This is a genomic window from Cryobacterium frigoriphilum, assembly GCF_004403305.1.
Classification (GTDB): Bacteria; Actinomycetota; Actinomycetes; order Actinomycetales; family Microbacteriaceae; genus Cryobacterium; species Cryobacterium frigoriphilum.
This window is the reverse complement of the sequence record NZ_SOHE01000083.1, coordinates 100807-123756: the sequence shown is the minus strand read 5'-3', so window position 1 is coordinate 123756 and position 22950 is coordinate 100807. Positions and strand designations below refer to the sequence as shown.

The 22950-nt window shown below is 67.6% G+C and carries 14 protein-coding genes and 1 tRNA gene; 9 read left to right on the top strand and 6 right to left on the bottom strand.

The window, feature by feature from the left end; genetic code table 11:
• Positions 1 to 94: 94 nt before the first annotated feature.
• The 3 genes from gltB to pyk all read left to right on the top strand — a co-directional run bounded on the left by gltB (position 95) and on the right by pyk (position 7646).
• Positions 95 to 4684, top strand: coding sequence for a glutamate synthase large subunit (gene gltB / locus E3T55_RS18645; RefSeq protein WP_134521034.1), 4590 nt, complete (start codon positions 95 to 97; stop codon positions 4682 to 4684).
• The gene (locus E3T55_RS18640) at positions 4677 to 6134 is read left to right on the top strand and encodes a glutamate synthase subunit beta (protein ID WP_134521033.1); all 1458 of its coding nucleotides are present in this window, start codon (positions 4677 to 4679) and stop codon (positions 6132 to 6134) included. The genes gltB and E3T55_RS18640 overlap by 8 nt, the downstream gene beginning before the upstream one ends.
• A 66-nt stretch (positions 6135 to 6200) precedes the next feature.
• Complete coding sequence (gene pyk, locus E3T55_RS18635) at positions 6201 to 7646, top strand: pyruvate kinase (protein ID WP_134521032.1); 1446 nt, start codon at positions 6201 to 6203, stop codon at positions 7644 to 7646.
• 87 nt (positions 7647 to 7733) lie between these two features.
• Here pyk and E3T55_RS18630 read toward each other — a convergent pair whose 3' ends face one another.
• Together E3T55_RS18630 and E3T55_RS18625 are read right to left on the bottom strand one after the other, a co-directional pair.
• A complete protein-coding gene (locus E3T55_RS18630; RefSeq protein WP_198418607.1) occupies positions 7734 to 9125 on the bottom strand; it encodes a reverse transcriptase family protein in 1392 nt (463 codons plus the stop codon).
• A gap of 430 nt (positions 9126 to 9555) precedes the next feature.
• Positions 9556 to 9638 (bottom strand) — tRNA-Leu (locus E3T55_RS18625).
• 37 nt (positions 9639 to 9675) lie between these two features.
• Here E3T55_RS18625 and E3T55_RS18620 point away from each other — a divergent pair.
• Positions 9676 to 10281 carry an ANTAR domain-containing response regulator gene (locus E3T55_RS18620; protein ID WP_119972969.1) on the top strand — a complete coding sequence of 202 codons (606 nt, stop codon included), beginning with the start codon at positions 9676 to 9678 and terminating at the stop codon, positions 10279 to 10281.
• Between the two features lie 89 nt (positions 10282 to 10370).
• On the opposite strand, the gene E3T55_RS18615 is transcribed toward E3T55_RS18620, so the two are convergent.
• A complete protein-coding gene (locus E3T55_RS18615; protein ID WP_134521031.1) occupies positions 10371 to 10796 on the bottom strand; it encodes a hotdog fold thioesterase in 426 nt (141 codons plus the stop codon).
• 71 nt (positions 10797 to 10867) lie between these two features.
• Between E3T55_RS18615 and polA the strand changes: the two genes are divergently transcribed.
• Positions 10868 to 13555 carry a DNA polymerase I gene (gene polA / locus E3T55_RS18610; RefSeq protein ID WP_134521030.1) on the top strand — a complete coding sequence of 896 codons (2688 nt, stop codon included), beginning with the start codon at positions 10868 to 10870 and terminating at the stop codon, positions 13553 to 13555.
• Here polA and E3T55_RS18605 read toward each other — a convergent pair.
• Genes E3T55_RS18605 through E3T55_RS20490 form a run of 3 tightly spaced genes read right to left on the bottom strand, consistent with a single transcriptional unit; the run spans position 13552 to position 16062 of the window.
• Positions 13552 to 14916 (bottom strand): sensor histidine kinase, encoded by a 1365-nt coding sequence (locus E3T55_RS18605; protein ID WP_134521029.1) that lies wholly within the window; start codon positions 14914 to 14916, stop codon positions 13552 to 13554. The genes polA and E3T55_RS18605 overlap by 4 nt on opposite strands.
• Positions 14917 to 14919: 3 nt before the next feature.
• Entirely contained in the window at positions 14920 to 15594 is a 675-nt protein-coding gene (locus E3T55_RS18600) for a response regulator transcription factor (protein WP_134521028.1), read from the bottom strand.
• 45 nt (positions 15595 to 15639) lie between these two features.
• A complete protein-coding gene (locus E3T55_RS20490; protein WP_174775490.1) occupies positions 15640 to 16062 on the bottom strand; it encodes a PepSY domain-containing protein in 423 nt (140 codons plus the stop codon).
• Positions 16063 to 16277: 215 nt separating this feature from the next.
• Between E3T55_RS20490 and E3T55_RS18590 the strand changes: the two genes are divergently transcribed.
• The 4 genes from E3T55_RS18590 to E3T55_RS18575 are packed head-to-tail and all read left to right on the top strand — an operon-like array spanning position 16278 to position 22822.
• Entirely contained in the window at positions 16278 to 17093 is an 816-nt protein-coding gene (locus E3T55_RS18590; protein WP_134521027.1) for a hypothetical protein, read from the top strand.
• A gap of 29 nt (positions 17094 to 17122) precedes the next feature.
• A complete protein-coding gene (locus E3T55_RS18585; RefSeq protein ID WP_134521026.1) occupies positions 17123 to 18823 on the top strand; it encodes a DUF885 domain-containing protein in 1701 nt (566 codons plus the stop codon).
• A gap of 58 nt (positions 18824 to 18881) precedes the next feature.
• A complete protein-coding gene (locus tag E3T55_RS18580) occupies positions 18882 to 20132 on the top strand; it encodes a hypothetical protein (RefSeq protein WP_198418606.1) in 1251 nt (416 codons plus the stop codon).
• The gene (locus tag E3T55_RS18575; RefSeq protein ID WP_134521025.1) at positions 20129 to 22822 is read left to right on the top strand and encodes a multicopper oxidase domain-containing protein; all 2694 of its coding nucleotides are present in this window, start codon (positions 20129 to 20131) and stop codon (positions 22820 to 22822) included. The genes E3T55_RS18580 and E3T55_RS18575 overlap by 4 nt, the downstream gene beginning before the upstream one ends.
• The last annotated feature ends 128 nt before the right edge of the window (positions 22823 to 22950 follow it).

Sequence of the window (22950 nt, the reverse complement as noted above, 5' to 3'; positions counted from 1 at the left end):
ACCGGCAGCATCCAATGACCGGCAACACAGTACTAGTTAGTTCCAGCAGCGGGCCAGTGCCGCCCTGCCAGTCATGCACGTGAGGACGGTCTTAATGGCGCAGCAACCTCTCTACTCCAAATTCAGCACGGTTCCGGCCAGCCAAGGCCTGTACAACCCGGACGATGAACGCGACGCCTGTGGCCTCGCCATGGTCGCCACCCTGCGCGGCACCGCCGGGCACGACATCATCGACCTCGCGCTCGATGCCCTGCGCAACCTCGAACACCGAGGTGCGGTCGGCTCCGACGCCGGCACCGGTGACGGAGCGGGCATCGTCACGCAGATTCCCGACGCGTTCCTGCGCGCGGTCACGGACTTCGACCTGCCCGAAGTGGGCCGGTACGCGGTCGGCAACGTGTTCCTGCCGAGCGACCCGATGAAGCGCACGAGCATCAAGCGCACCATCCGTCGCATCGCCGAGGAAGAGAACCTGACCATCCTCGGCTGGCGCGAGGTTCCCGTGCGCCCCGACGAGGTCGGGGCACTCGCCCGGGCCGCCATGCCCACGATTCAGCAGCTCTTCGTCAAGAGTTCACGCGCCGGCATGACCGGCGACGATGCCCCCGAACTGCTCAGCGACATCGCTCTTGACCGCCTGACCTACCGGCTGCGCAAGCGCGCCGAGCGAGAGTGCGAGATCTACTTCGTCTCCCTATCCTGCCGCACCCTGGTCTACAAGGGCATGGTCACGACCCTGCAGCTCGAGCCGTTCTACCCTGACCTGTCAGACGAACGCTTCGTCTCGACCCTCGCCCTCGTGCACTCGCGCTACTCCACCAACACGTTCCCGTCGTGGCCGCTCGCACAGCCGTTCCGTATGATCGCGCACAACGGTGAGATCAACACCGTGCAGGGCAACCGCAACTGGATGCGGGCCCGCCAGTCGCAGCTCGAATCCGAACTGCTCGGCGACCTCGCGCCGCTGCTGCCGATCGTGACCCCCGGCGCGAGCGACTCGGCCTCCTTCGACGAGGTCGTGGAACTTCTCGCCCTGTCCGGCCGGTCCCTGCCGCACTCCGTCATGATGATGGTGCCCGAAGCGTGGGAGAATCAGCCTGACCTCGACGCCGAGCGCCGCGCCTTCTACGAGTACCACTCCATGCTCATGGAACCGTGGGACGGCCCGGCCGCGATTATCTTCACCGACGGTTCACTCGTCGGCGCGACCCTCGACCGTAACGGCCTGCGCCCCGGTCGGTACCTGATCACCGACGACGGCCTCGTCGTGCTCGCGAGCGAGATCGGTGTCTTGAACATCGACCCGAGCCGCGTCGTGCGCAAGGGCCGGCTGCGTCCCGGCAAGATGTTCCTCGTGGATACCGTCGCCGGTCGCCTGATCGAAGACGACGAGATCAAGGCCGACCTGGCCGCCAGCGCACCCTGGGGAGAGTGGCTCGACGAGGGCCGCATCAACCTGAAAGACCTGCCGGAGCGCGAACACATCGTGCACCCGCCGAAGTCGGTTGTGCGCCGCCAGCGCACCTTCGGGTACACCGAAGAAGAAGTGCGCATTCTGCTCACGCCGATGGCCCGCAACGGCGCAGAGCCGATCGGCGCAATGGGATCAGACACGCCCATTGCGGTGCTCAGCGAGCGTCCGCGGCTGCTGTTCGACTACTTCACGCAGCAGTTCGCGCAGGTCACCAACCCGCCGCTCGACTCGATTCGTGAAGAGGTCGTCACCTCCCTCGCCCTCGGACTCGGCCCGGAGCGCAACCTGCTCTCCGCCGGTCCCGAGCACGCCCGTCAGGTCGTGCTCGACTTTCCGGTGATCGACAACGACGAGCTCGCCAAGATCCAGCACATCGACCCGGCACCTGGCAGTCGTACCACGACGACCATCCGCGGCCTGTACCGGGTCGAAGAGGGCCCCGACGCTCTGTCGGATGCCCTCGACGCGGTGTGCCGTGAGGTAGACGAGGCCATCGCCGCCGGAGCGCACTTCATCGTGCTCTCCGATCGGGACTCGACGAAGGACCTGGCTCCGATCCCGTCGCTGCTCATGATCGCCGCCGTGCACCACCACCTGATTCGCACCGAAAACCGCATGAAGGTCGGCATCGTCGTCGAGGCCGGCGACGTGCGCGAGGTGCACCATGTGGCCCTCCTGATCGGCTATGGCGCCTCAGCCGTCAACCCCTACCTCGCCATGGAAACGTGCGAAGACCTGTCGCGACGCGGGGTCATCCCCAACGTCTCGCCGGAGAAGGCCGTCGCCAACGTCATCAAGGCGCTCGGCAAGGGCGTGCTCAAGATCATGTCGAAGATGGGCATCTCCACGGTGTCGTCCTACGCGGGAGCGCAGGCCTTCGAGGCCGTCGGCCTCAGCCAGGACTTCGTCGACCGCTACTTCACCGGAACGACGAGCAAGCTCGGCGGTGTCGGAATCGACGTTGTCGCCTCCGAGAACCTCGAGCGTCACGCCTACGCGTATCCGGCGGATGCCGCGGTGACCGCCCATGAGCGGCTCAACACCGGCGGCGAGTACCAGTGGCGCCGCGATGGTGCCCCGCACCTCTTCAACCCGGAGACCATCTTCAGGCTGCAGCACTCAACCCGCACCCGCCGGTACGACATCTTCCGCGAGTACACCAAACTCGTTGACGACCAGTCGACGACGCTGATGACCCTGCGGGGCATGTTCACCTTCAAACAGGGGCAGCGCCATGCAGTGCCGCTCGATGAGGTCGAATCGGTCGCGTCGATCGTGAAACGGTTCTCCACCGGCGCGATGAGCTACGGCTCCATCTCGCAGGAGGCCCACGAAACCCTCGCGATCGCCATGAACCGCCTCGGCGGGCGCTCGAACACCGGTGAGGGCGGCGAAGACCTCGACCGTCTGCTCGACCCCACTCGGCGCAGCGCAGTGAAGCAGGTCGCTTCCGGACGTTTCGGCGTCACGAGCATGTACCTGACGCACGCCGACGACATCCAGATCAAACTCGCTCAGGGCGCCAAGCCCGGCGAGGGCGGTCAGCTGCCGCCGACCAAGGTATATCCGTGGATCGCGCGCACCCGCAACGCGACCGCCGGTGTCGGCCTCATCTCACCGCCGCCGCACCACGACATCTACTCGATCGAAGACCTCAAGCAGCTGATCTTCGACCTCAAGCGCGCCAACCCGAAGGCGCGTATCCACACCAAGCTCGTCAGCCAGTCGGGAATCGGCGCGGTCGCGGCCGGAGTCGCGAAGGCGCTCTCCGACGTGATTCTCATCTCGGGTCACGACGGCGGTACCGGCGCGAGCCCGCTCAACTCGCTCAAGCACGCCGGCACCCCCTGGGAGCTCGGCCTCGCCGAGACCCAGCAGACGCTCATGCTCAACGGTATGCGCGACCGTGTCATTCTGCAGGTCGACGGCCAGCTGAAGACCGGTCGCGACGTGATCATCGGCGCTCTTCTCGGCGCCGAAGAGTTCGGCTTCGCGACCGCGCCGCTGATCGTGGAGGGCTGCATCATGATGCGGGTCTGCCACCTCGATACCTGCCCGGTCGGCGTCGCCACCCAGAACCCTGAATTGCGCAAGCGGTTCTCTGGCAAGGCCGACTACGTGGTGAACTTCTTCGAGTTCATCGCGCAGGAGGTGCGCGAGTACCTCGCCGAACTCGGCTTCCGCAGCCTCGAAGAGGCCATCGGACACCGCGACGTCATCAACGTCAACGGCGCGCTCAGCCACTGGAAGACATCCGGCCTCGACCTGTCGCCGATCCTGATCGGCCCCGACTTCGCCGACGCCGAACCGCGTCAGTCCGGACGGGCCCAGGAGCACGAGCTCGAGAAGCACTTCGACAACGAGCTCATTCGACGCAGCAAGAGCGTGCTCGAGCACGGCGGCCAGATCACCATCGACCTGCCGATCCGCAACACCGAGCGCGCCGTGGGCACGATGCTGGGCCACGAGGTCACCCTGCGGCACGGCGAGAACGGCCTGCCGACCGGATCGATCACCGTCACCCTCACCGGGTCGGCCGGACAGTCCTTCGGGGCGTTCCTGCCGAGCGGAATCACGCTGCGGCTCGAGGGTGAATCCAACGACTACGTGGGCAAGGGCCTCTCCGGCGGGCAGATCGTTGTGCGGCCCCCGCGCAGCGCCGTGTTCGCCGCCGAGGACAACGTCATCGCCGGTAACGTCATCGGCTACGGAGCCACCCAGGGCAGCATGTTCATTCGCGGTATCGTCGGTGAACGGTTCCTGGTGCGCAACTCAGGGGCGACCGCGGTCGTCGAGGGCGTCGGTGACCACGCCCTCGAGTACATGACCGGCGGGCTCGCCGTCATCCTCGGCGAAACCGGGCGCAACCTCGGTGCCGGCATGTCCGGCGGCACCGCCTACGTCTACAAGCTCACCGCCGAACGGGTCAACCGTGACTCGCTCGCCTCCGGGGAGCTCACGCTCTCGGCGCTCGGCAGCGCCGACCGCGAGATTCTGCGCGACCTGCTCGAACAGCACGTCGTCGAAACCGACTCGGCGCTGGCCGCGCGGTTCCTGGCCTCGATCGATGACACACTCGACGCTTTCGTCAAGGTACTGCCGCGGGACTACGCGGCCGTGCTCTTGACCCGACAGACCGCCGTTGACGAGGGACTCGATCCCGACGGCGACGTGGTCTGGAACCGAATCATGGAGGTTACCAATGGCTGATCCGAAGGGATTCCTGAAGACCACCGAACGTGAGCTTCCCGCGCGGCGCCCCGTCGCCGTGCGCCTCATGGACTGGAAAGAGGTCTACGAGCAGGGCGACTCCGCCGTGCTCAAGCGCCAGGCCGGCCGCTGCATGGACTGTGGCGTGCCGTTCTGCCATCAGGGCTGCCCGCTCGGCAACCTGATTCCCGAGTGGAACGATCTGGTCTGGCGTGACGAGGGCCAGCAGGCCATCGAGCGCCTGCACGCTACGAACAACTTTCCCGAATTCACCGGACGGCTCTGCCCGGCACCGTGTGAATCGTCGTGTGTGCTTGGCATCAACCAGCCGGCCGTCACGATTAAGCAGGTCGAGGTCTCGATCATCGACCAGGCCTTCGCCGAGGGCTGGGTCACGCCGCAGCCTCCCGGCCGCCTGACCGGCAAGACCGTCGCCGTCGTCGGGTCGGGGCCTGCCGGACTGGCCGCCGCCCAGCAGCTCACTCGGGCCGGCCACACCGTCGCCGTCTTCGAGCGTGACGACCGTATCGGCGGGCTGCTGCGCTACGGCATCCCGGACTTCAAGATGGAAAAGAAGCACCTCGAGCTGCGTCTCGCCCAGATGACGGCCGAGGGCACCCGTTTCCGGGCCGGCGTTAACATCGGCGTGGACATCACGTGGGATTCGCTGCGCACCCGGTACGACGCCGTCGTGATCGCGACCGGCGCCATGGTTCCGCGCGACCTGCCGATCCCGGGCCGCGACCTGCCCGGCGTGCACTTCGCCATGGAATACCTCGTGCAGCAGAACAAGGTCGGCGCCGGCGACAGCGTCGACCAGCAGATCACGGCCGAGGGCAAGCACGTCGTGGTTCTCGGCGGTGGCGACACCGGAGCGGACTGCATCGGCACGGCGCACCGCCAGCTGGCGGCATCCGTCACGAACCTCGCGATCGGCAAGCAGCCGGGCACCAACCGCCCCGAGCACCAGCCGTGGCCCATGTCCCCGACGCTGTTCGAGGTGTCGAGCGCCCACGAAGAGGGCGGTACCCGCGAATACCTCGCGTCGACGATCGAGTTTCTCTCCAACGAGGTCGGAGAGGTGCGTGCGCTGCGCATCGCCGAAACCGAATACCTCGACGGACGTCGGGTGCCGAAGGCCGGCACCGAGCGGGAGATTCCCGCGGACCTCGTGCTGCTCGCGATGGGCTTCACCGGACCGGAACCGACCGACCTCGGTCACCAGCTCGGCCTGCCGTTCACCGACCGGGGCAACGTAGACCGCGATGCGGCCTACCAGACCAGCCAGGAGGGTGTCTTCGTGGCCGGTGACGCCGGTCGTGGCCAGTCCCTCATCGTCTGGGCGATCGCGGAGGGCCGCGCCGCGGCATCCGCTGTCGATCGCTTTCTGGAGGGCGACACCCAGCTGCCCTCGCCCGTCACCGCGGATGCCCGCGCCTTCGCCCTGTAATTCCCCCTACTTTCTCGACCCTGTCACAATGCGCCTTCTGGGCGCGGAAACCGGAGATCCACCAGCATGAGACGCGCTAAAATCGTCGCCACCCTCGGGCCGGCAGCTGCCAGCTACGAGCAGATCCGAGCGCTGATCGATGCAGGCGTTGACGTCTGCCGCATGAACCTCAGCCACGGCAACTACCAGGTGCACGAAAGTGTCTACGCGAACGTGCGTAAGGCCGCCAACGACTCGGGGCGCGCCGTCGCCGTGATGGTCGACCTGCAGGGCCCCAAGATTCGCCTCGGCAAGTTTGAGGGCGGGCCGTACGAGCTCGCCGTCGGGGACATTTTCAAGATCACGACCGAAGACGTCGTGGGCACCAAAGACCTGTGCGGCACGACCTTCAAGGGTTTGCCTCAGGATGTGTCGGCGGGCGACTTTCTGCTCATCGATGACGGCAAGGTGAAGGTACAGGTCGTCGAAACGGATGGCGTCGTCGTCACCACGAAGGTCATCGTCGCCGGCCCGGTCTCGAACAACAAGGGCATCAACCTGCCCGGCGTTGCCGTCAATGTGCCGGCCCTGTCCGAGAAGGACGAAGCCGACCTGCGTTGGGGGCTGCGCCTCGGCGCCGACCTGATCGCGCTGTCGTTCGTGCGCAACGCGGAAGACATCACCCGTGTGCACGAGATCATGGCCGAGGAGGGTCGTCGGGTTCCGGTGATCGCCAAGATCGAGAAGCCGCAGGCCGTGGAGAACCTCGAGGACATCGTTGACGCGTTTGACGCGATCATGGTCGCCCGTGGCGACCTGGGCGTTGAACTTCCTCTTGAGGCCGTGCCGATCGTGCAGAAGCGCGCCGTTGAGATCGCACGTCGCATGGCCAAGCCGGTCATCGTCGCCACGCAGATGCTCGAGTCCATGATCCACAGCCCGGTGCCGACCCGCGCCGAGACGTCCGATGTCGCCAACGCCGTGCTCGATGGCGCCGACGCGGTCATGCTCAGCGGTGAGACCAGTGTCGGGGCTTACCCCGTCACCACGGTGCAGACTATGGCACGCATCGTCGACTCCACCGAGGAGCACGGCCTGGAGCGTATCGCGAAGCTCACGAACCGTCCGCGTACCCAGGGCGGGGCGATCACCCTCGCCGCGATCGAGGTCGCCGAGTTCGTCGAGGCGAAGTACCTCTGCATCTTCACCGAGTCGGGCGACTCGGCCCGTCGCATGGCGCGCCTGCGGTCTCACATCCCGATGCTCGCCTTCACGCCCGAGCCCGGCATCCGTCGTCGTCTCGCGCTCACCTGGGGCGTGCAGACGTTCCTCGTGGACACGGTGACGCACACGGACGCGATGTTCGCTCAGGTCGACGACATTCTGTTGGGTGAGGGTCTGGCTCAGATCGGCGACAAGGTCGTGGTGATCTCCGGATCCCCTCCCGGCATCGTGGGTTCCACGAACGACATCCGGGTGCACCGCGTCGGTGACGCCCACAATGAGGCCGCTCCCGCCTACGTGCGCAAGTAGGCTTCCCTCTCGCGAAGGCGGGTGAATCGTCGGTCAGACACTGTCAGACCGACGATTCACCCGCTTTCGCGTGTGTGCGGCGCGTGTTTACCAGCGGATGCGGGCGAAAGTGGCGCGTAGGCGGGCGCCGCGCTGAGGGTTGAGCTGTTCGACCCACGAGATGCGGCCGAGCAGGTGCGCCCGAAAGTCGGGGTGGGCCCCGCGGTTCTGGCCGGCCGGGCCATGTACGACGCAGTTGTGCACGATCGCCTTGAGCCGGTCGGCCTCGACCCGCACCAGGTTCGGGCGCGCGTTGACGACGATGCCGGTGACGCTTTGCCGCACGCTGGCCGGCCTCACCCGCGTCTTGTGCGGGTTCACGGTGTGACCTTCGGCCGTGACGAGGCGTGTGACGCCGCGTACGAAGGCATCCGCCCGCCGGTGCAGCGCGTCGCCGCCGCTGAAGGCAAGGTCGTCGGCGTACCGGGTGTACGTCGCCTCTGCGGCTTCGGCCCAGCCGTCGAGGCGCGCGTCGAGGCGGCGGATGGCGAGGTTGCCGAGCACGGGGGAAGTCGGGGCGCCCTGCGGCAGATGTGCACTCGCCAGAGCTCGCCGCAGTGCTGCCCGCTCACCCGGGTCGCCGCCCGGCGGCATCGCGGCGATCACCCGCGGCGGGACCGCGTGGGTGCACAGTCCGGTGAGCGAGTACGCGACCGCCTCGGGATAGCCGACCCGCCGCAGGGTGCCGTAGATGTTCTGCGCGCTCACGCTGGCGAAGAACGACGTGAGGTCGAGGCTGATGACGACGGCGGCGCCGGTGTGCCGGGCGGCACCGGTCACGGCGCTGCGGCCCGGAACGAAGCCGTGCGCGGCCGGGTGCGCCGGGATCAGGCCGAGCAGGTCGTTCAGCAGGGTGCGCTGGAGGGCGCGCAGGCGGGTACCGGGCACCTCGAGCAGGCGCGGCGTGCGCCCCGGCCGTGCTCGCCACTCGTAGCGGTAGTGGTGCAGCACCCCGGGGCGGGCTCGGCGATTCCAGTGGCCGGTGTCGGCGAACCAGTCGAGTTCTCCCGGGGTCAGCCCGAGCAGTGCCGCAAGGTCGCCGAGGGTGTCGAGTCGCGGGAGCGCGGATGTGACTGCGCCGGCCTGGGGCGGAGTCAGGGGATAGCTGGCGATGGTGATCGGGACGCCCCGACTGGTGGCTTCCTCGACGGCGTTGCTGAAGGCGGTGCAGCCGGTGATGTGTGCGGCCAACTCGCGCGGCGCATCCGTCGGCGCCCGCGGGTAGGAGCTCAGAATCTCGCTCGCGAGGGGGCCCAGCCAGCGGCGGCGGGCACCGAGCGCGCGGGCGCCCACCTCGATCATGTCGGTCTTCGACCACGTCTTGGCGCCGAGCAGGGCGGCGGCAAGCGTGGCCGCCAGGGCATCCGTCGACGGATGCGGTTTGCGCCCGAGCACGAGTGCGGCCGGAGTCGGTGGCGGCGCGGCCGAACCCGCCCTCACCGTGGTGCCCGTTTGCCGGGGTGGCTGCCCGGGCTGGAAGTGGGTGTGTGAGGGAATCCGGGCGACTCGTCGATCGGTGCGGGCACCGAGCTGCGCGGAGCGCAGTGGCGTGCCTGCGGTGTTCGTTCCTGGTCGGTCTGCGTGCCCCGGGGTAGCCCCGGAGAGGGCGGCGCAACGCGTGCACCACCCGCCTCGCCTGAAAACCCTCGCACAGCGTCACCCTATCGGCGTGTTGACGGCGGGGCGAAGCCGAGTCACGGACTTCGTGCCTTCCGGGCGCGCAGGAAGGCACGAAGTCCGTGCCTCACCGGTCGTGGCCGGCCCCGAGGTCAGCGCTCGTGTGGCACGAATGTGTGGCATGGCCGCCGTGCACTTCGGGGGGAAACAGCAAAACCCCAGACTGACCTGGGGTTTTCCTTTCAATAATCTGTACCGGTGGTGGGACTCGAACCCACACGTCCTTGCGAACAAAGCATTTTGAGTGCTCCGCGTCTGCCATTCCGCCACACCGGCTTACAACTACTCGTTCAGAATACCGTAGGCTTTCGCTGTGACCGACCAAGACAGCACCCCCACCCCTCCTCGCCGCGTTGTCGTCGCGGAGGACGAATCCCTCATCCGTCTCGACATCGTCGAAATTCTCCGAGACAACGGCTTTGAAGTCGTTGGCGAAGCCGGTGACGGAGAAACCGCTGTCGCGCTGGCACGGGAGCTGCGCCCCGACCTGGTCATCATGGACGTCAAGATGCCCCAGCTCGACGGCATCAGCGCGGCCGAGCGCCTGTCGAAGGAGCACATTGCTCCGGTCGTGCTGCTGACCGCGTTCAGCCAGAAGGAACTGGTCGAGCGCGCGAGCGAAGCGGGCGCCCTCGCCTATGTCGTGAAGCCCTTCACCCCGAACGACCTGCTGCCGGCGATCGAGATCGCCCTCTCCCGCTACAGCCAGATCATCACCCTCGAGGCCGAGGTCGCCGACCTCGTCGAACGCTTCGAGACCCGCAAACTCGTCGACCGCGCCAAGGGCCTGCTGAACGAGAAGATGGGCCTGACCGAGCCGGAAGCGTTTCGCTGGATTCAGAAGGCGTCGATGGATCGCCGCCTCACGATGCACGACGTTTCCCAGGCGATCATCGAACAGCTGTCGGTCAAGAAGTAACTGAGACGGCACCGCGCTCAGACGAGCGCACAACCCAAGCAGGCCCGGTCAATGATGACCGGGCCTGCTTGTTTGTTAACGCCGAAGAATCACGGCTTCGGGGGCAGATCCCGAATGATGTTCGTGATGCGGATGGTCGAGCAGCGGCGACCCTGGTCATCCGTTACCGCGATTTCGTGCGTCGTGAGGGTACGGCCGAGGTGCACCGGCGTGCAGACGGCGGTCACCCAGCCGCTGGTCGCCGAGCGGGTGTGCGTCGCGTTGATCTCGATGCCGACGGCGAGTTTGCCGGGACCGGCGTGCAGGTTCGCGGCCATGGAGCCGAGCGATTCGCCGAGCACGACATAGGCGCCACCGTGCAGCAGCATGGCCGGTTGGGTGTTGCCCTCAACGGGCATGCGGGCCACGGCCCTGGCGATGCTGAACTCCGTGAACTCGATCCCCATCTTGTCGGCGAGGGCTCCGCCGCCGCGCTGCTGAACCCAGTCGAGGGCGTTGTCGGTCAGACTGAACATGATCACCTTTGGTCGCGGGGCCAGCCTCTGCAGCCCGCGCCGAGAGGCCGCGGGGCTTGTAGGCTGAGGGAGTGTTGGACTCCGAAAAGCCTACCCTGATGATCATTGACGGCCATTCCCTGGCATTTCGAGCGTTTTTCGCTCTGCCGGTGGATAGCTTCCAGACCCACGACGGGCAGCATACGAACGCCATTCACGGCTTTCTGTCGATGCTGCTCAGCCTGCTGCGCAACGAAAAACCCACCCACATCGCCGTCGCCTTCGATATCTCGCGGGCCTCGTTTCGCACCCGGGAATACCCCGAATACAAGGGAACCCGCAATGCGACACCGCCCGAGTTTCTCGGCCAGATTCCGCTGCTGCAGGAGGCGCTGGCCGCGATGAACATCACGACCATCACCAAGGAAGATTTCGAGGCCGACGACATTCTCGCGACCCTCTCGGTGCAGGGCAATGCGGCGGGCTACAACGTGCTCGTCGTCAGCGGAGACCGTGACGCGATCCAGCTCGTCAATGAAAACGTCACCCTGCTCTACCCGGCCAGTCAGGGCGTCTCCGCGCTCACCCGCTACGACCCGGCCCGGGTTCGCGAGCGCTACGGCATCGAACCCGAGCAGTACCCCGACGTGGCTGCTCTCGTGGGGGAGACCAGCGACAACCTCATCGGCATCAGCAAGGTCGGCGAGAAGACCGCCGTCAAGTGGCTCGGCCTGTACGGCAGCCTCGACGGAATCCTCGAGCACGCCGAGGAGATCAAGGGCGTCGTCGGCAACAACCTGCGCGAGCAAAAAGAGAACGCGATTCGCAACCGCCGGCTGAACCGGCTCGTGACCAACGTCGAGCTCGACGTCGCCGTCGAGAACCTGCAGCGCGGCGCGATGGATCAGGACGCCGTCAGGGACATCTTCGGCCGGCTCGAATTCAAGAGCCTGCTCGACCGCGTACTCAAGCTGGAGGGAGCGGATGCCGCGGGCGGGGCATCCGTCGCCGGTGCGGTCGCCGAGAACCCCGTTGAGGCGGTCGCGGCGCCCGTCGCCCCGGTGGCCCAGAACCTGCTCGACGAAGAACTCGCCGCGTGGCTCGTGCGCGCGACGGCGGCCGCGCCGGCCGGGCTCGGACTCACCGTCGAGGTGCAGGAGGGCCGCCCGATCGGGTTCGGCCTCGCGAGCCTCACCGAGACCATTTCCCTGCCCTGGCAGGCCGACCGGGGCGACTACGCGCCCCTGGAGGCGTGGCTGGCGAGCGACGCCCCCAAGATCATGCACGACGCCAAACCGCAGCTCAAGGCGCTGAAACGCGCCAAGCTGACCTTCAGCGGCCTCGCGGTCGACACCCTCGTGGCCGGCTGGCTGCTGCGCCCGGGCGGCCCGGACAAGACCCTCGTCGACCTGGTCACCCGCTACCTGGACGAGGCCCTGCCGGTGACCGACCCGAACCAGCTGGTGCCCGACGAGCAGGACGGCGGCGCGCCGCTGCAGGCCTGGTACACCCTGCGCCTCGCGCCGGCCGTGCTCGCCCTACTCGATGAGGGCTCGCGCACCCTGCTGACCGAGATCGAGATTCCGACCCTGCTGACCCTGGTCGGCATGGAGCTCACCGGCGTCGCCGTCTCGCACGAACAGCTCGCCGAACTGTCGAGCCAGCTCGGCGAACGCTCCGCCGGCTATGCCGCGAGCGCCTACGCGGAGATCGGCCGCGAGGTGAACCTCGGCTCACCCAAGCAGCTGCAGGACGTGCTCTTCGAGCAGCTCGGCATGCCCAAGACCCGGGCCAACAAGACCGGGTATTCGACGGATGCTGGGGCCCTGGCCGATCTGCAGGCCAGCAACCCGCATCCGTTCCTGGACCTGCTGCTCAAGCACCGGGACTCGACCAAGCTGCGCCAGATCGTCGAAACCCTCGACAAGGAGATCGACAGCACCGGTCGCATCCACACCACGTACATGCAGATCGGCACGACCACCGGCCGCATCTCGTCGAACGACCCCAACCTGCAGAACATCCCGGTGCGCACCGAGGAGGGCCGCCGCATCCGCGCCGCGTTCCAGGCCGGTCCGGGAACCGAATGCCTGCTGACCGCCGACTACTCGCAGATCGAGATGCGCATCATGGCGCACCTGTCCGAGGACGCCGGACTGATCGAGGCCTTCAACGCCGGCGAAGACCTGCATCGCTTCGTGGGTGCCCGCATCTTCGGCGTCGAACCCGCCGAGGTGAGCAACGAGATGCGCAGCAAGGTCAAGGCCATGTCCTACGGCCTCGCATACGGGCTCAGCGCGTTCGGCCTGTCGAAGCAGCTGCGCATCGACAACAAGGAGGCGAAGCAGCTGATGACGGACTACTTTGCCCGTTTCGGCGCCGTACGTGACTACCTGCGCAACGTGGTCGAGCAGGCCAAGGTCGACGGCTACACCCAGACCCTGTTCGGGCGTCGCCGGCCGTTCCCCGACCTGCACAGCCCGAACCGCGTGCTGCGCGACAACGCCGAGCGCGCGGCACTGAACGCGCCGATCCAGGGGTCGGCGGCCGACATCATGAAGATCGCCATGAACGGTATCGCCCGGGACATGGCGAGCGAGGGCTTCGAGTCGCGCATGATGCTGCAGGTCCATGACGAATTGATCTTCGAGGTCGCGCCGGGGGAGTACGACGCTCTCAGCACGGTCGTGCGGCACCGCATGGGCACCGCCGCCGAGCTGCTCGTGCCGCTCGACGTGCAGCTCGGCCGCGGCGCTAACTGGGACGACGCCGCCCACTAGCGACCGGTTCTGCCCCCTGACGTTTCCCCTCGTTCCCGGTCGGGCTCGAGGGGGAGCCGAACTTCGATGTGCGCCCCCGGCGTGCGATCCAGCAGCCGGATCGTGCCCCCGTGCCCGGTCACGAGGGCACGCGAGATCGCCAGGCCCAGCCCGAATCCGCTGCCGGAGCGCGCCGCATCGGCACGGGCGAAGCGCTCAAAGACCTGCTCCTGCAGTGAAGACTCGATCCCCGGGCCAGCGTCGGAAACGGTGAGCACGGCATCCGTCGCCTGGGCCACCAACCCGACCGTTGCCTGGCCGCCGCCGTGTTCGGCTGCGTTGTCGAGTAGGTTGCGCACGACCCGCCCGAGCTGGGCCGCGTCTCCCCGCACGTGCACACGGGTGAGTGTCGTCACCGTGACCGTGAGGCGAGCGGATGCTCGTGCCCGGTCGATCTCGCCGCGCACGATTTCGTCGAGGTCGACAATCATGTGGGGAGGGCCGAGGTCTGCTTCATCGATGCGGGCCAGCTCGAGCAGGTCGTCGACCAGGTGCTGCAAAAGCAAGGTTTCGGCCAGCACACTTCTCCGAATGGTTTCGGGGTCGGTGAGGCCGGGATGCGCCTCGTCGACCTCCAATTCAGCCCTGATCCGCGCGAGCGGACTGCGCAATTCGTGGGAGGCGTCGGAGACGAAGCGCTGCTGGCGTTTGGCCGAGGCATCCAGGCGGGCGAGCATGCCGTTCATCGTGCGGGCGAGCCTGCCGATCTCGTCGGCGCGGGGTGGTTCCGGAACACGGCGTTCGAGGGTCCGACCGGAGATCTCCGCGACCTCCTGCCGAATTCTCTCGACCGGTCGAAGCACGCGGCCCACGAGGAACCACACCATGACGGCCAGGAGCGCCGCAGCGGCAGGGACAGCCACGAGAAGCCCACTCACCAACGCCGCGACACTCTCGTTGACGTCGTCGAGGGGAGTGCCGACGTCGATGCGCAGGCCCGCACGCTGTGCGGTCCGCACGCGAAAGTCGGGGGGCCCTTCGGCTGCGTGGCCCGCCCGATCGGCGGCGGAACCCGCGGGCGGCGTGACGCGGGTGGCGGCGACGATCCGGCCCGCGGCATCCGTCACCTGGCCGTAGGACTCGTCATCACCCTGCCCGGCAAGGATCGGTGGAAGAGTGCCGGCATCGATCTGCGCCACGATCTCGCTGATCTGGCGTTGCAGAACCTCGTCGACGCTGTCGGTGAGCACAGATCGTTGCACGGCCGAGAGGGCCGCACCGGTGCCGGCCAGCACGATCAGAACGACAACGGTCGCCAGGAGGGTGATGCGGCCACGCACACCGACAGCGCCCATACCCCGCAGGCCGAGCAGGCCTCGCATGGCTCAGGCCGCCGCGACAATGCGATAGCCGGCGCCGCGTACGGTCTCAATCATGGCCCGGCTGGCATGCTGCTCGAGTGTGCGTCGCAACCGCCCGATGTAGACCTCGACGATGTTCGGGTCGCCCTCGAAATCGTCACTCCAGACGCCGTCGAGAATCGCGTGTTTGGAGACCAGCTGCCCCGCATGGTGCACGAGAAAGTACAGTACGGCGAATTCCCGGGCCGTGAGCGTGATCTCTTCCCTGCGGACCCGTGCCCGATGGGTGCGCGGGTCGATACTGAGGTCGGCGAGTGTGTCCGGGCCGGGGTCAGCGGATGCTCCGCGCCGCATGAGCGCGCGCAATCGTGCGACCAGCACGGGAAAAGAGAACGGCTTGACGATGTAATCGTCGGCGCCGGTATCCAGAGCCTCAGCCTCGTCGAGTTCACCATCCTTGGCCGTCAGCATGAGGATCGGGGTCCAATTCTCGGCTGCTCGCAGGTCGGCGCAGATCAGAAAACCATTGCGTCCCGGCAGCATGATGTCGAGCACGATCACATCGTAATGGCCTTCGGTCGCGCGCCAGAGGCCGTCCGGGCCCGTGTGTTCAACGTCCACGGTGAACCCTTCCGCCGTCAGTCCGCGCGCCACGATTGCGGTGATCTTCACGTCGTCGTCGACCAGCAGCACCTTCATGACGATCAGAGTACGGCGATGACGGCGGCCTGGGGGTGTCGTGCTCTACTCGTCTGAAGAGTTTTCGTGCCCCGACGAGTTCTCCGGTTCGGAACCCACGACGGCAAAGCCCTGGTCGAGCTGCACGTCGACCTCGGCGCCTGAGCTCAGGGTGACCTCGACTTCGTAGTAGCTTTCTTCGTCGTTCATCTCGGTCTCCGTGACGACCCCGTCGCCCGTGTGGGCGAGGGCTGCGGCGCTGGCCTGGTCGAGCGCGCCGCCGGTGATGGCCACGTCGGGGCCCTCCGAGGTGGCAGATCCCGTCGTCTTGCCGGGGGCGCCGATAGCCCCGGAGGTTCCGAGCAGCAGTACTCCGCCCGCCGCGAGCGCGACCGTGCCGGCGAGTGCCGTCGCAATCCTGATCGAATTCTGTGCGCTTTCGTGCTTCGTGTTTTGCTGCTCAGCATTTTTGTGCTCTGGTGCGTGCATGACACAACTCCTGTCCCGACGGAACCGACACGGATGCGTCGGTGCAGTGACCGTAGGCTCCGGCGCCTGAACCCTGTCTGAATCGGTCGGGCCTCGGTATCCGCACGATTCAGCCCAGAGTCAGCCTCACGGCGGCACTCTGAGGGCCAGACCGGCCGAGACGGCCAGGGTCACCGGGCACCAGCAGTATCCAGACTCAGGAAGGGGCGAACATCATGAAGTCACCCTCACACAGCGTTCTCGGACTGGCGCTCAGCGCCGGCATTCTCAGTGCCAGTATTCTCACCGCCAGTACAGGGTGCGCGCCGGCACAGGTCATCACGCCAGCATCGGCGGCGGACCTGCCCAGGGGCAGCACACCGGTCCAACTGGATCCGTCCGCGTTCAGTGTCACCATCGACAATCCCTACTGGCCGATGATGCCCGGAACACAGTGGACCTATCGTGAAACCGACGGAACGGGCGACGAACTCACCGTGACCGTCACTGTGACCCACGACACCCGACTCATCGCCAACGGCATCACCGCACGCGTCGTCCGCGACACAGTGCGGCGCGGTTCCGAAGTGATTGAGGACACGTTTGATTGGTACGCCCAGGACCACCAAGGCACCGTGTGGTATCTCGGCGAAGATACCGCCGAGTTCGAGAACGGTGTGATCAGCTCGACCGCCGGGTCGTTCGAGGCCGGAGTGGACGGGGCTCTGCCGGGTGTGGTCATGCCGGCCGATCCGGTCGTGGGGCTGTCCTATCGCCAGGAGTACTACGCCGGGGAGGCCGAAGACAATGGCGAGGTTCTCAGTCGTTCCGAGCTGGCTCAGGTTCCGTTCGGACAATTCTCAGATGTGGTGCTCACCAAGGACACGATCACGATCGAACCCGACGTGGCACAGTACAAGCTCTACGCGCCCGGCATCGGTCCCGTACTCGTGGTGGACGTGTCGGGCGGAGCCGGCGGGCGCGAGGAACTGGTCAGCATGAGCACCGTGCCACTGGGCACAGGAACGGGCCCGCTCGGCGCCCCCCAGTAGGAGCGGTGCCCGTGTTCTAAGCTCGGGTCATGACTACCGCGAAAAGCACGAACGGAGCCAGCGGCGCAGTGCAGCGCCCGGCTACCCCCATCGACAAGATCGCTGAAGACTGGGTCGATACCCTCGTCGACCTCGACCCCACGGTCGGCACCTACATCGGACGCACCGAGGGCGACGGGCGCTTCGGCGATTTCTCGCCCGCCGGACACGAGCGCTATATCGCCGAGGCCACCCGGATTATCACCGCCCTCGACGCGGCCACCGTGATCGACGACGTGGACCGGGTCACTCAGACCGACCTGCGGGCCACACTGGCCCTCGAACTCGAGAGCTCCGCGGCCAACCTGCAGCTTCGGGACCTGAACGTGATCGCGTCCCCGGCCCAGGGCATCCGTGAGATTTTCGACCTCATGCCCACGAAGACGGTCGACGACTGGAGCAACATCTCGTCGCGGCTCGGTGCCGTGCCGAACGCCGTCGACGGCTACATCGAGACCCTGAGGCTCGGCATCGAGCGGGGAGTGACCCCGGCCCGCCGCCAGGTGCTCGAAGTGCTCGCCCAGGTGCAGCGCCACTCGGCCAACGACGGCTTCTTCGCCGAATTCGCCTCAGAGGCCAGCCTCGAGCAGGGCAGCCTGCCGGCCTCGCTCGCGAGCGACCTCGGCCTCGGCGCGCGACGGTCGGCCTCGGCCTTCGAGAAGCTCGGCGATTTTCTGCGAAACGATCTCGCGCCGGTCGCCACCGAGGCGGATGCCGTCGGCCGCGACCACTACGCCCTCACCTCTCGCCAGTTTCTCGGCGCGACCATCGATCTCGACGAAACCTATGAGTGGGGCGTCGACGAGCTCGCCCGCATGGTGAGTGAGCAAGAAAGCGTCGCCCGCCAGATCAAGCCCGGCGCGACCGTGCTCGAAGCCATCGCCTTTCTCGACACCGACCCGAGCCGCAAACTGCACGGAACCGACGCCCTGCAGAAGTGGATGCAGGAGACCAGCGACAGGGCCGTCGCCGAACTCGCCGACACTCAGTTCGACATTCCCGACGAGATCAAGGCCATCGAGTGCATGATCGCCCCCACGCAGGAGGGCGGCATCTATTACACCGGACCAACGGATGACTTCTCCCGCCCCGGCCGCATGTGGTGGTCCGTTCCGGTCGGCGTCACCGAATTCGACACCTGGCGTGAACTGACCACCGTCTACCACGAGGGCGTTCCCGGGCACCACCTGCAGATCGGCCAGGCCGTCTACAACCGCGCCAAGCTCAACACCTGGCGCCGCCAGCTCGCCGGCACCTCGGGACACGCCGAAGGCTGGGCGCTGTACGCCGAACGGCTGATGGAACAGCTCGGCTACCTCGACGACCCGGCCGACCGCCTCGGCATGCTCGACGGGCAGCGGATGCGCGCCGCCCGCGTCGTGCTGGATATCGGTGTGCACCTCGGCAAGCAGCGCCCCGACGGCGGCGGAAAGTGGACCGCGGAGTACGCGTTCGAGTTTCTCGGCCAGAACGTGAACATGAACGAGGGTTTCGTGAAGTTCGAGGTGAACCGGTACCTCGGCTGGCCCGGCCAGGCTCCGTCGTACAAGGTCGGGCAGCGCATCTGGGAGCAGTTGCGCGACGAGTGTGCCGCCCGCGAGGGTTCGAGTTTCTCCATCAAGGAGTTCCACCGCCGGGCCCTCGACCTCGGCGGCGTTGGCCTCGACACCCTGCGGTCGGCGCTGGCCTAACCGAAGCAGAACGCGATGCGGTCCCGGACGGGCATATAGGGTTCGGTAAACTAGGCGGGTGCGTCCCGCTGAGCCGTCCTCGTCTGGCACCGGGACTGTACCCGCCGTCGCGTCAGTCCAGGCCCGGGCGAAGCCGCGCCGCGGCCTGATCGATCGCCCGGGCATCCGCTTTCTGTTCCTCGCTCCGGCCGGGGCGTCGCTGCTGTTCGGGCTCTACGCAGCGACGGCCCTGCTGGGCTTCGACGTTCCGCCGCTGGCCGATCGGCTGGCGGCCTCGCACGGCGCGCTCATGGTGTTCGGCTTCGTCGGCACCCTGATCGTGCTCGAACGGGCGGTCGCCATCAAAAAGTGGTGGGCGTTCACTGCGCCGGCCCTGCTCGGCATCGGCAGCCTGCTCGTACTGGCACCGCTGCCGACCTGGATCGGCCGCAGCGCGATCGTTCTCGGCGCGATCGGCCTGCTGCTGATCTACCGCACCATCTGGCGTCGCCAGGCGATGACCGCCACCGCGATCCAGTTTCTCGGCGGGGTCAACCTCGTCGTCGCCGCGCTTCTCTGGCTCGCTGCCGTACCGGTCGCGCACCTGATTCCGGCTTTCAGCGCCTTCCTCGTGCTCACCATCGCCGGCGAACGCCTCGAACTGGCCCGGCTGTCCCTGCGTGGCAGCCACCCCGGTCGCGGTCTGCTGTGGGCGGCGCTGTCGCTCACCGGATGCGTTTCGCTCGCCCTCAGCGTTCCGGCCTACGGCTATCCGCTCTTCGGCTTCGCCCTGTTGTGGGTGGTGTCCTGGCTGTTCCTGCACGATGTCGCGCGCCGCACCCTGCGGGCGACGGGGCTGCCGCGATACATGGCGGCGTGCCTGCTGAGCGGCTACGCCTGGCTGGTCGTCGCCGGTGTCATCTGGCTCGTCGGCGGCGCCGCGACGAGCGGACCGGCCTACGACGCGGTCATCCACGCGGTGCTGCTCGGCTTCACCCTGTCGATGATCATGGCCCACGCCCCCGTCATTTTGCCGGCCGTGTTGCGCCGCCCGCTGCCGTACCGGCCGATCATGTACCTCCCGGTCGCGCTGCTGCACGCCTCACTCGTGCTGCGGGTGCTCTTCGGTGATGCCTGGGGCATGCCCTCGATGCTGCAGCTCGGCGGATCGCTCAACATCAGCGCGCTGCTGCTGTTCATCGTCATCGCCGTGGTCTCAGCGGTACGCGGACCGGTGGATGGCGTCGGTCGCCGCCCTCAGAAAACCAGCGCACCACAGATACCCAGCGCACCTCAGAAAGCCAGCGCACCACAGAAAGCCGGCGCATGAGTCCCGTCACCGCCCGCGTGCACGCCCGCCGCACCTGGTACCTGCAGACCAACGCCGTCGTCGTCGGCTGGCTCGCGGTGCTCGGCGTCGCCGTGCTCACGCACCAGATGGTGCCCGGTGCCGACTGGCTGATGGTGCACCTGCTGCTGCTCGGCGCCGTCAGCACCGCAATCCTGATCTGGAGCCAGCACTTCGCCGACACCCTGGTGCGTCGGCCGGCACTCAGCGGCCGCCGGTCGCTGATCATCCGCCTCGCCGGGCACACGCTGGGAGCCATCCTCGTGATGGTCGGCATGACCCTCAACGCGTTCCCGCTCGTGCTCGGCGGCGGCCTCGTCGTCGGCGCGGTCGCGGTCTTGCATGCGATCCTGCTCGGCGGCCAGCTGCGCCGGGCCAAACCCACCCGCTTCGGCTCGCTGGTGCGCTACTACGTGGCCGCGAGCGTGAGCCTCGCCATCGGGGTGGGCCTCGGCATCTGGATGGCCGGCCCGGCGACCGGCGCCGACCTGCACGCCCGCCTCTATGTGGCGCATATCATTCTCAACGTGCTCGGTTGGGTCGGTCTGACCGCGGTCGGGACCCTGCTGCTGCTCTGGCCCACGGTGCTGCGCACCCGCCTCGGAGACGGAACGGATGCCGCCGCCCGCACCGCCCTGCCCCTGCTCGCCGCCGGTGTGCTGGTCGCCGCCGGTGCGAGCCTGGCGGGCCAGCCGATCGGCGTCGCCGCCGGTGCGCTGCTCTATCTGCTCGGCCTCATGCCCGTCGTGCGGGAGGCCGTGCGGCAGGCGCGGCAGGCTCCGCCGACGACATTCGCCGGCTGGAGCCTCGCCGCGTCGATGGCCTGGTTGGCGTTCAGCGTCGGGGCTCTCGGCGTGCTCGTGGCGACCGCTCCGGCCCCGATCGAGGCCGTCGATCGCCTCGGCTGGCTGCTTGTTCCGCTGCTGGCGGGTTTCGCCGTGCAGCTGCTGCTCGGTGCCCTGAGCTACCTCGTGCCCATGGTCTCCGGTGGCGGGCCGCAGGCCGGCAAGGCCGCGGCCGCCGAACTCGACCGGGCACCGCTGTTTCGCCTGCTCGTGGTCAACGGCGGCATCGTGTTCTACCTGTTGCCGGTACCCAGCCTCGTAAAGGTCGTGCTCTCGCTTCTGGTGTTCGGGGTTCTGCTGAGCTTCCTGGTTCTGCTCGTGCGCGCGGTCGTGGTGGGCGGGCGCATCCGTTCTCGGGGCGCAGCCCCCGCCGTGCCGTTGCTGGCCGACAGGCTCGCGGCGGTCACGGCAGCCGCGCCCGGCCCCCGTCGCACGCGCAGCGGAATGGCGGCCGCCGCGGTCGCCGTGCTCGTGCTCGCCGTCACCGTCGGCGTCGCCCTCGATCCGGTCACGGCCGGCGTCGGCTCGGGTTCGGTCACCGCTCGGAACGCCGCGACCATCGCCTCGGGCGAGGTCACCACGGCAACCGTGACGATGCTCGACATGCGGTTCTCGCCGTCCCGCCTGACCGTGCCCGCCGGAGACCGACTCGAACTCACCGTCACCAACGACGACACCGCCGTGCACGACCTCACCCTCGCGAACGGCGTCACTTCGGGCCGGGTGGCACCGGGAGAGACGGTCACCGTCGACGCCGGTGTCATGGCCGCGAGCAGTGAGGGCTGGTGTTCCATCGCCGGACACCGCCAGATGGGCATGGTGCTGCAGATCGCAGTCACCGGCTCGACGGCGGAATCGACGGCGGAATCGACGGAGGCCGCGGCCGACCACGCCGATTCTGGCGCAACCGATTCTGGCGCAACCGACGTCGCGGCAACCGCTGCCGACGACCTCGGCGCCCAGGCCGAGCCATCGCCCGGATTCGAGGCCCGCGACGCCGCCCTGCCGCCGGCGTCAAGCGAAACCCATCACGACTACACCTTCCGCGTCGGCGACACCGAGGTCGAGGTCGCCCCCGGCGTGACCCAGACGCTGTGGCCCTTCAACGGCACCGCGCCCGGCCCGACCCTGCGCGGCACGGTCGGGGACACCTTCACGATCACCCTGATCAACGACGCGACGACCGGCCACTCGCTCGACTTTCACGCCGGCGCCCTCGCCCCAGACGGACCGATGCGCACGATCGAGCCCGGCGAGACCCTCGAGTATTCCTTCACCGCCACCCGGTCGGGAATCTGGCTCTACCACTGCTCTACGACGCCGATGTCGCTTCACATCGCCAACGGCATGTTTGGCGCGGTCGTCATCGACCCCGCCGGGCTCGACCCGGTCGACCGGGAATACCTGCTCGTGCAGTCCGAGTTCTACCTCGGGCCGCAGGGCGGTATCGCCGACTCCGCGAAGATCGCCGCCGCCACCCCCGACCTCGTCGTCTTCAACGGTTATGCCAATCAGTATGCGCAGCAGCCGCTGACCGCGAAAGTGGGGGAGCGCATCCGCTTCTGGGTGCTCGACGCGGGGCCGAACCTGGCGAGTTCCTTTCATATCGTTGGCGGGCAGTTCGACACGGTCTACGCCGAGGGCGAGTACCTGTTGCGTCAGGGCGGCAGCACCGGTACCGGAGGCAGCCAGACGCTCGCCCTCGCGCCGGCTCAGGGCGGCTTCGTCGAGCTCAGCTTTCCCGAGGCCGGCACCTATTCCTTCGTCACGCACGCCATGACGGATGCCGAGCGCGGTGCGGTCGGACACGTTCTCGTCGTTCCGTAGCCGCTGACCGGCTGCTGACCGGCCCATATTCGCTCGAAACTCGGCCGGATGTCGAGTTGCCCCTCGTCTGCGCGGGCAGCTAGCATAGAGTGTCACGTTTGTGACGAACTATCCGTTGCCATATGCGG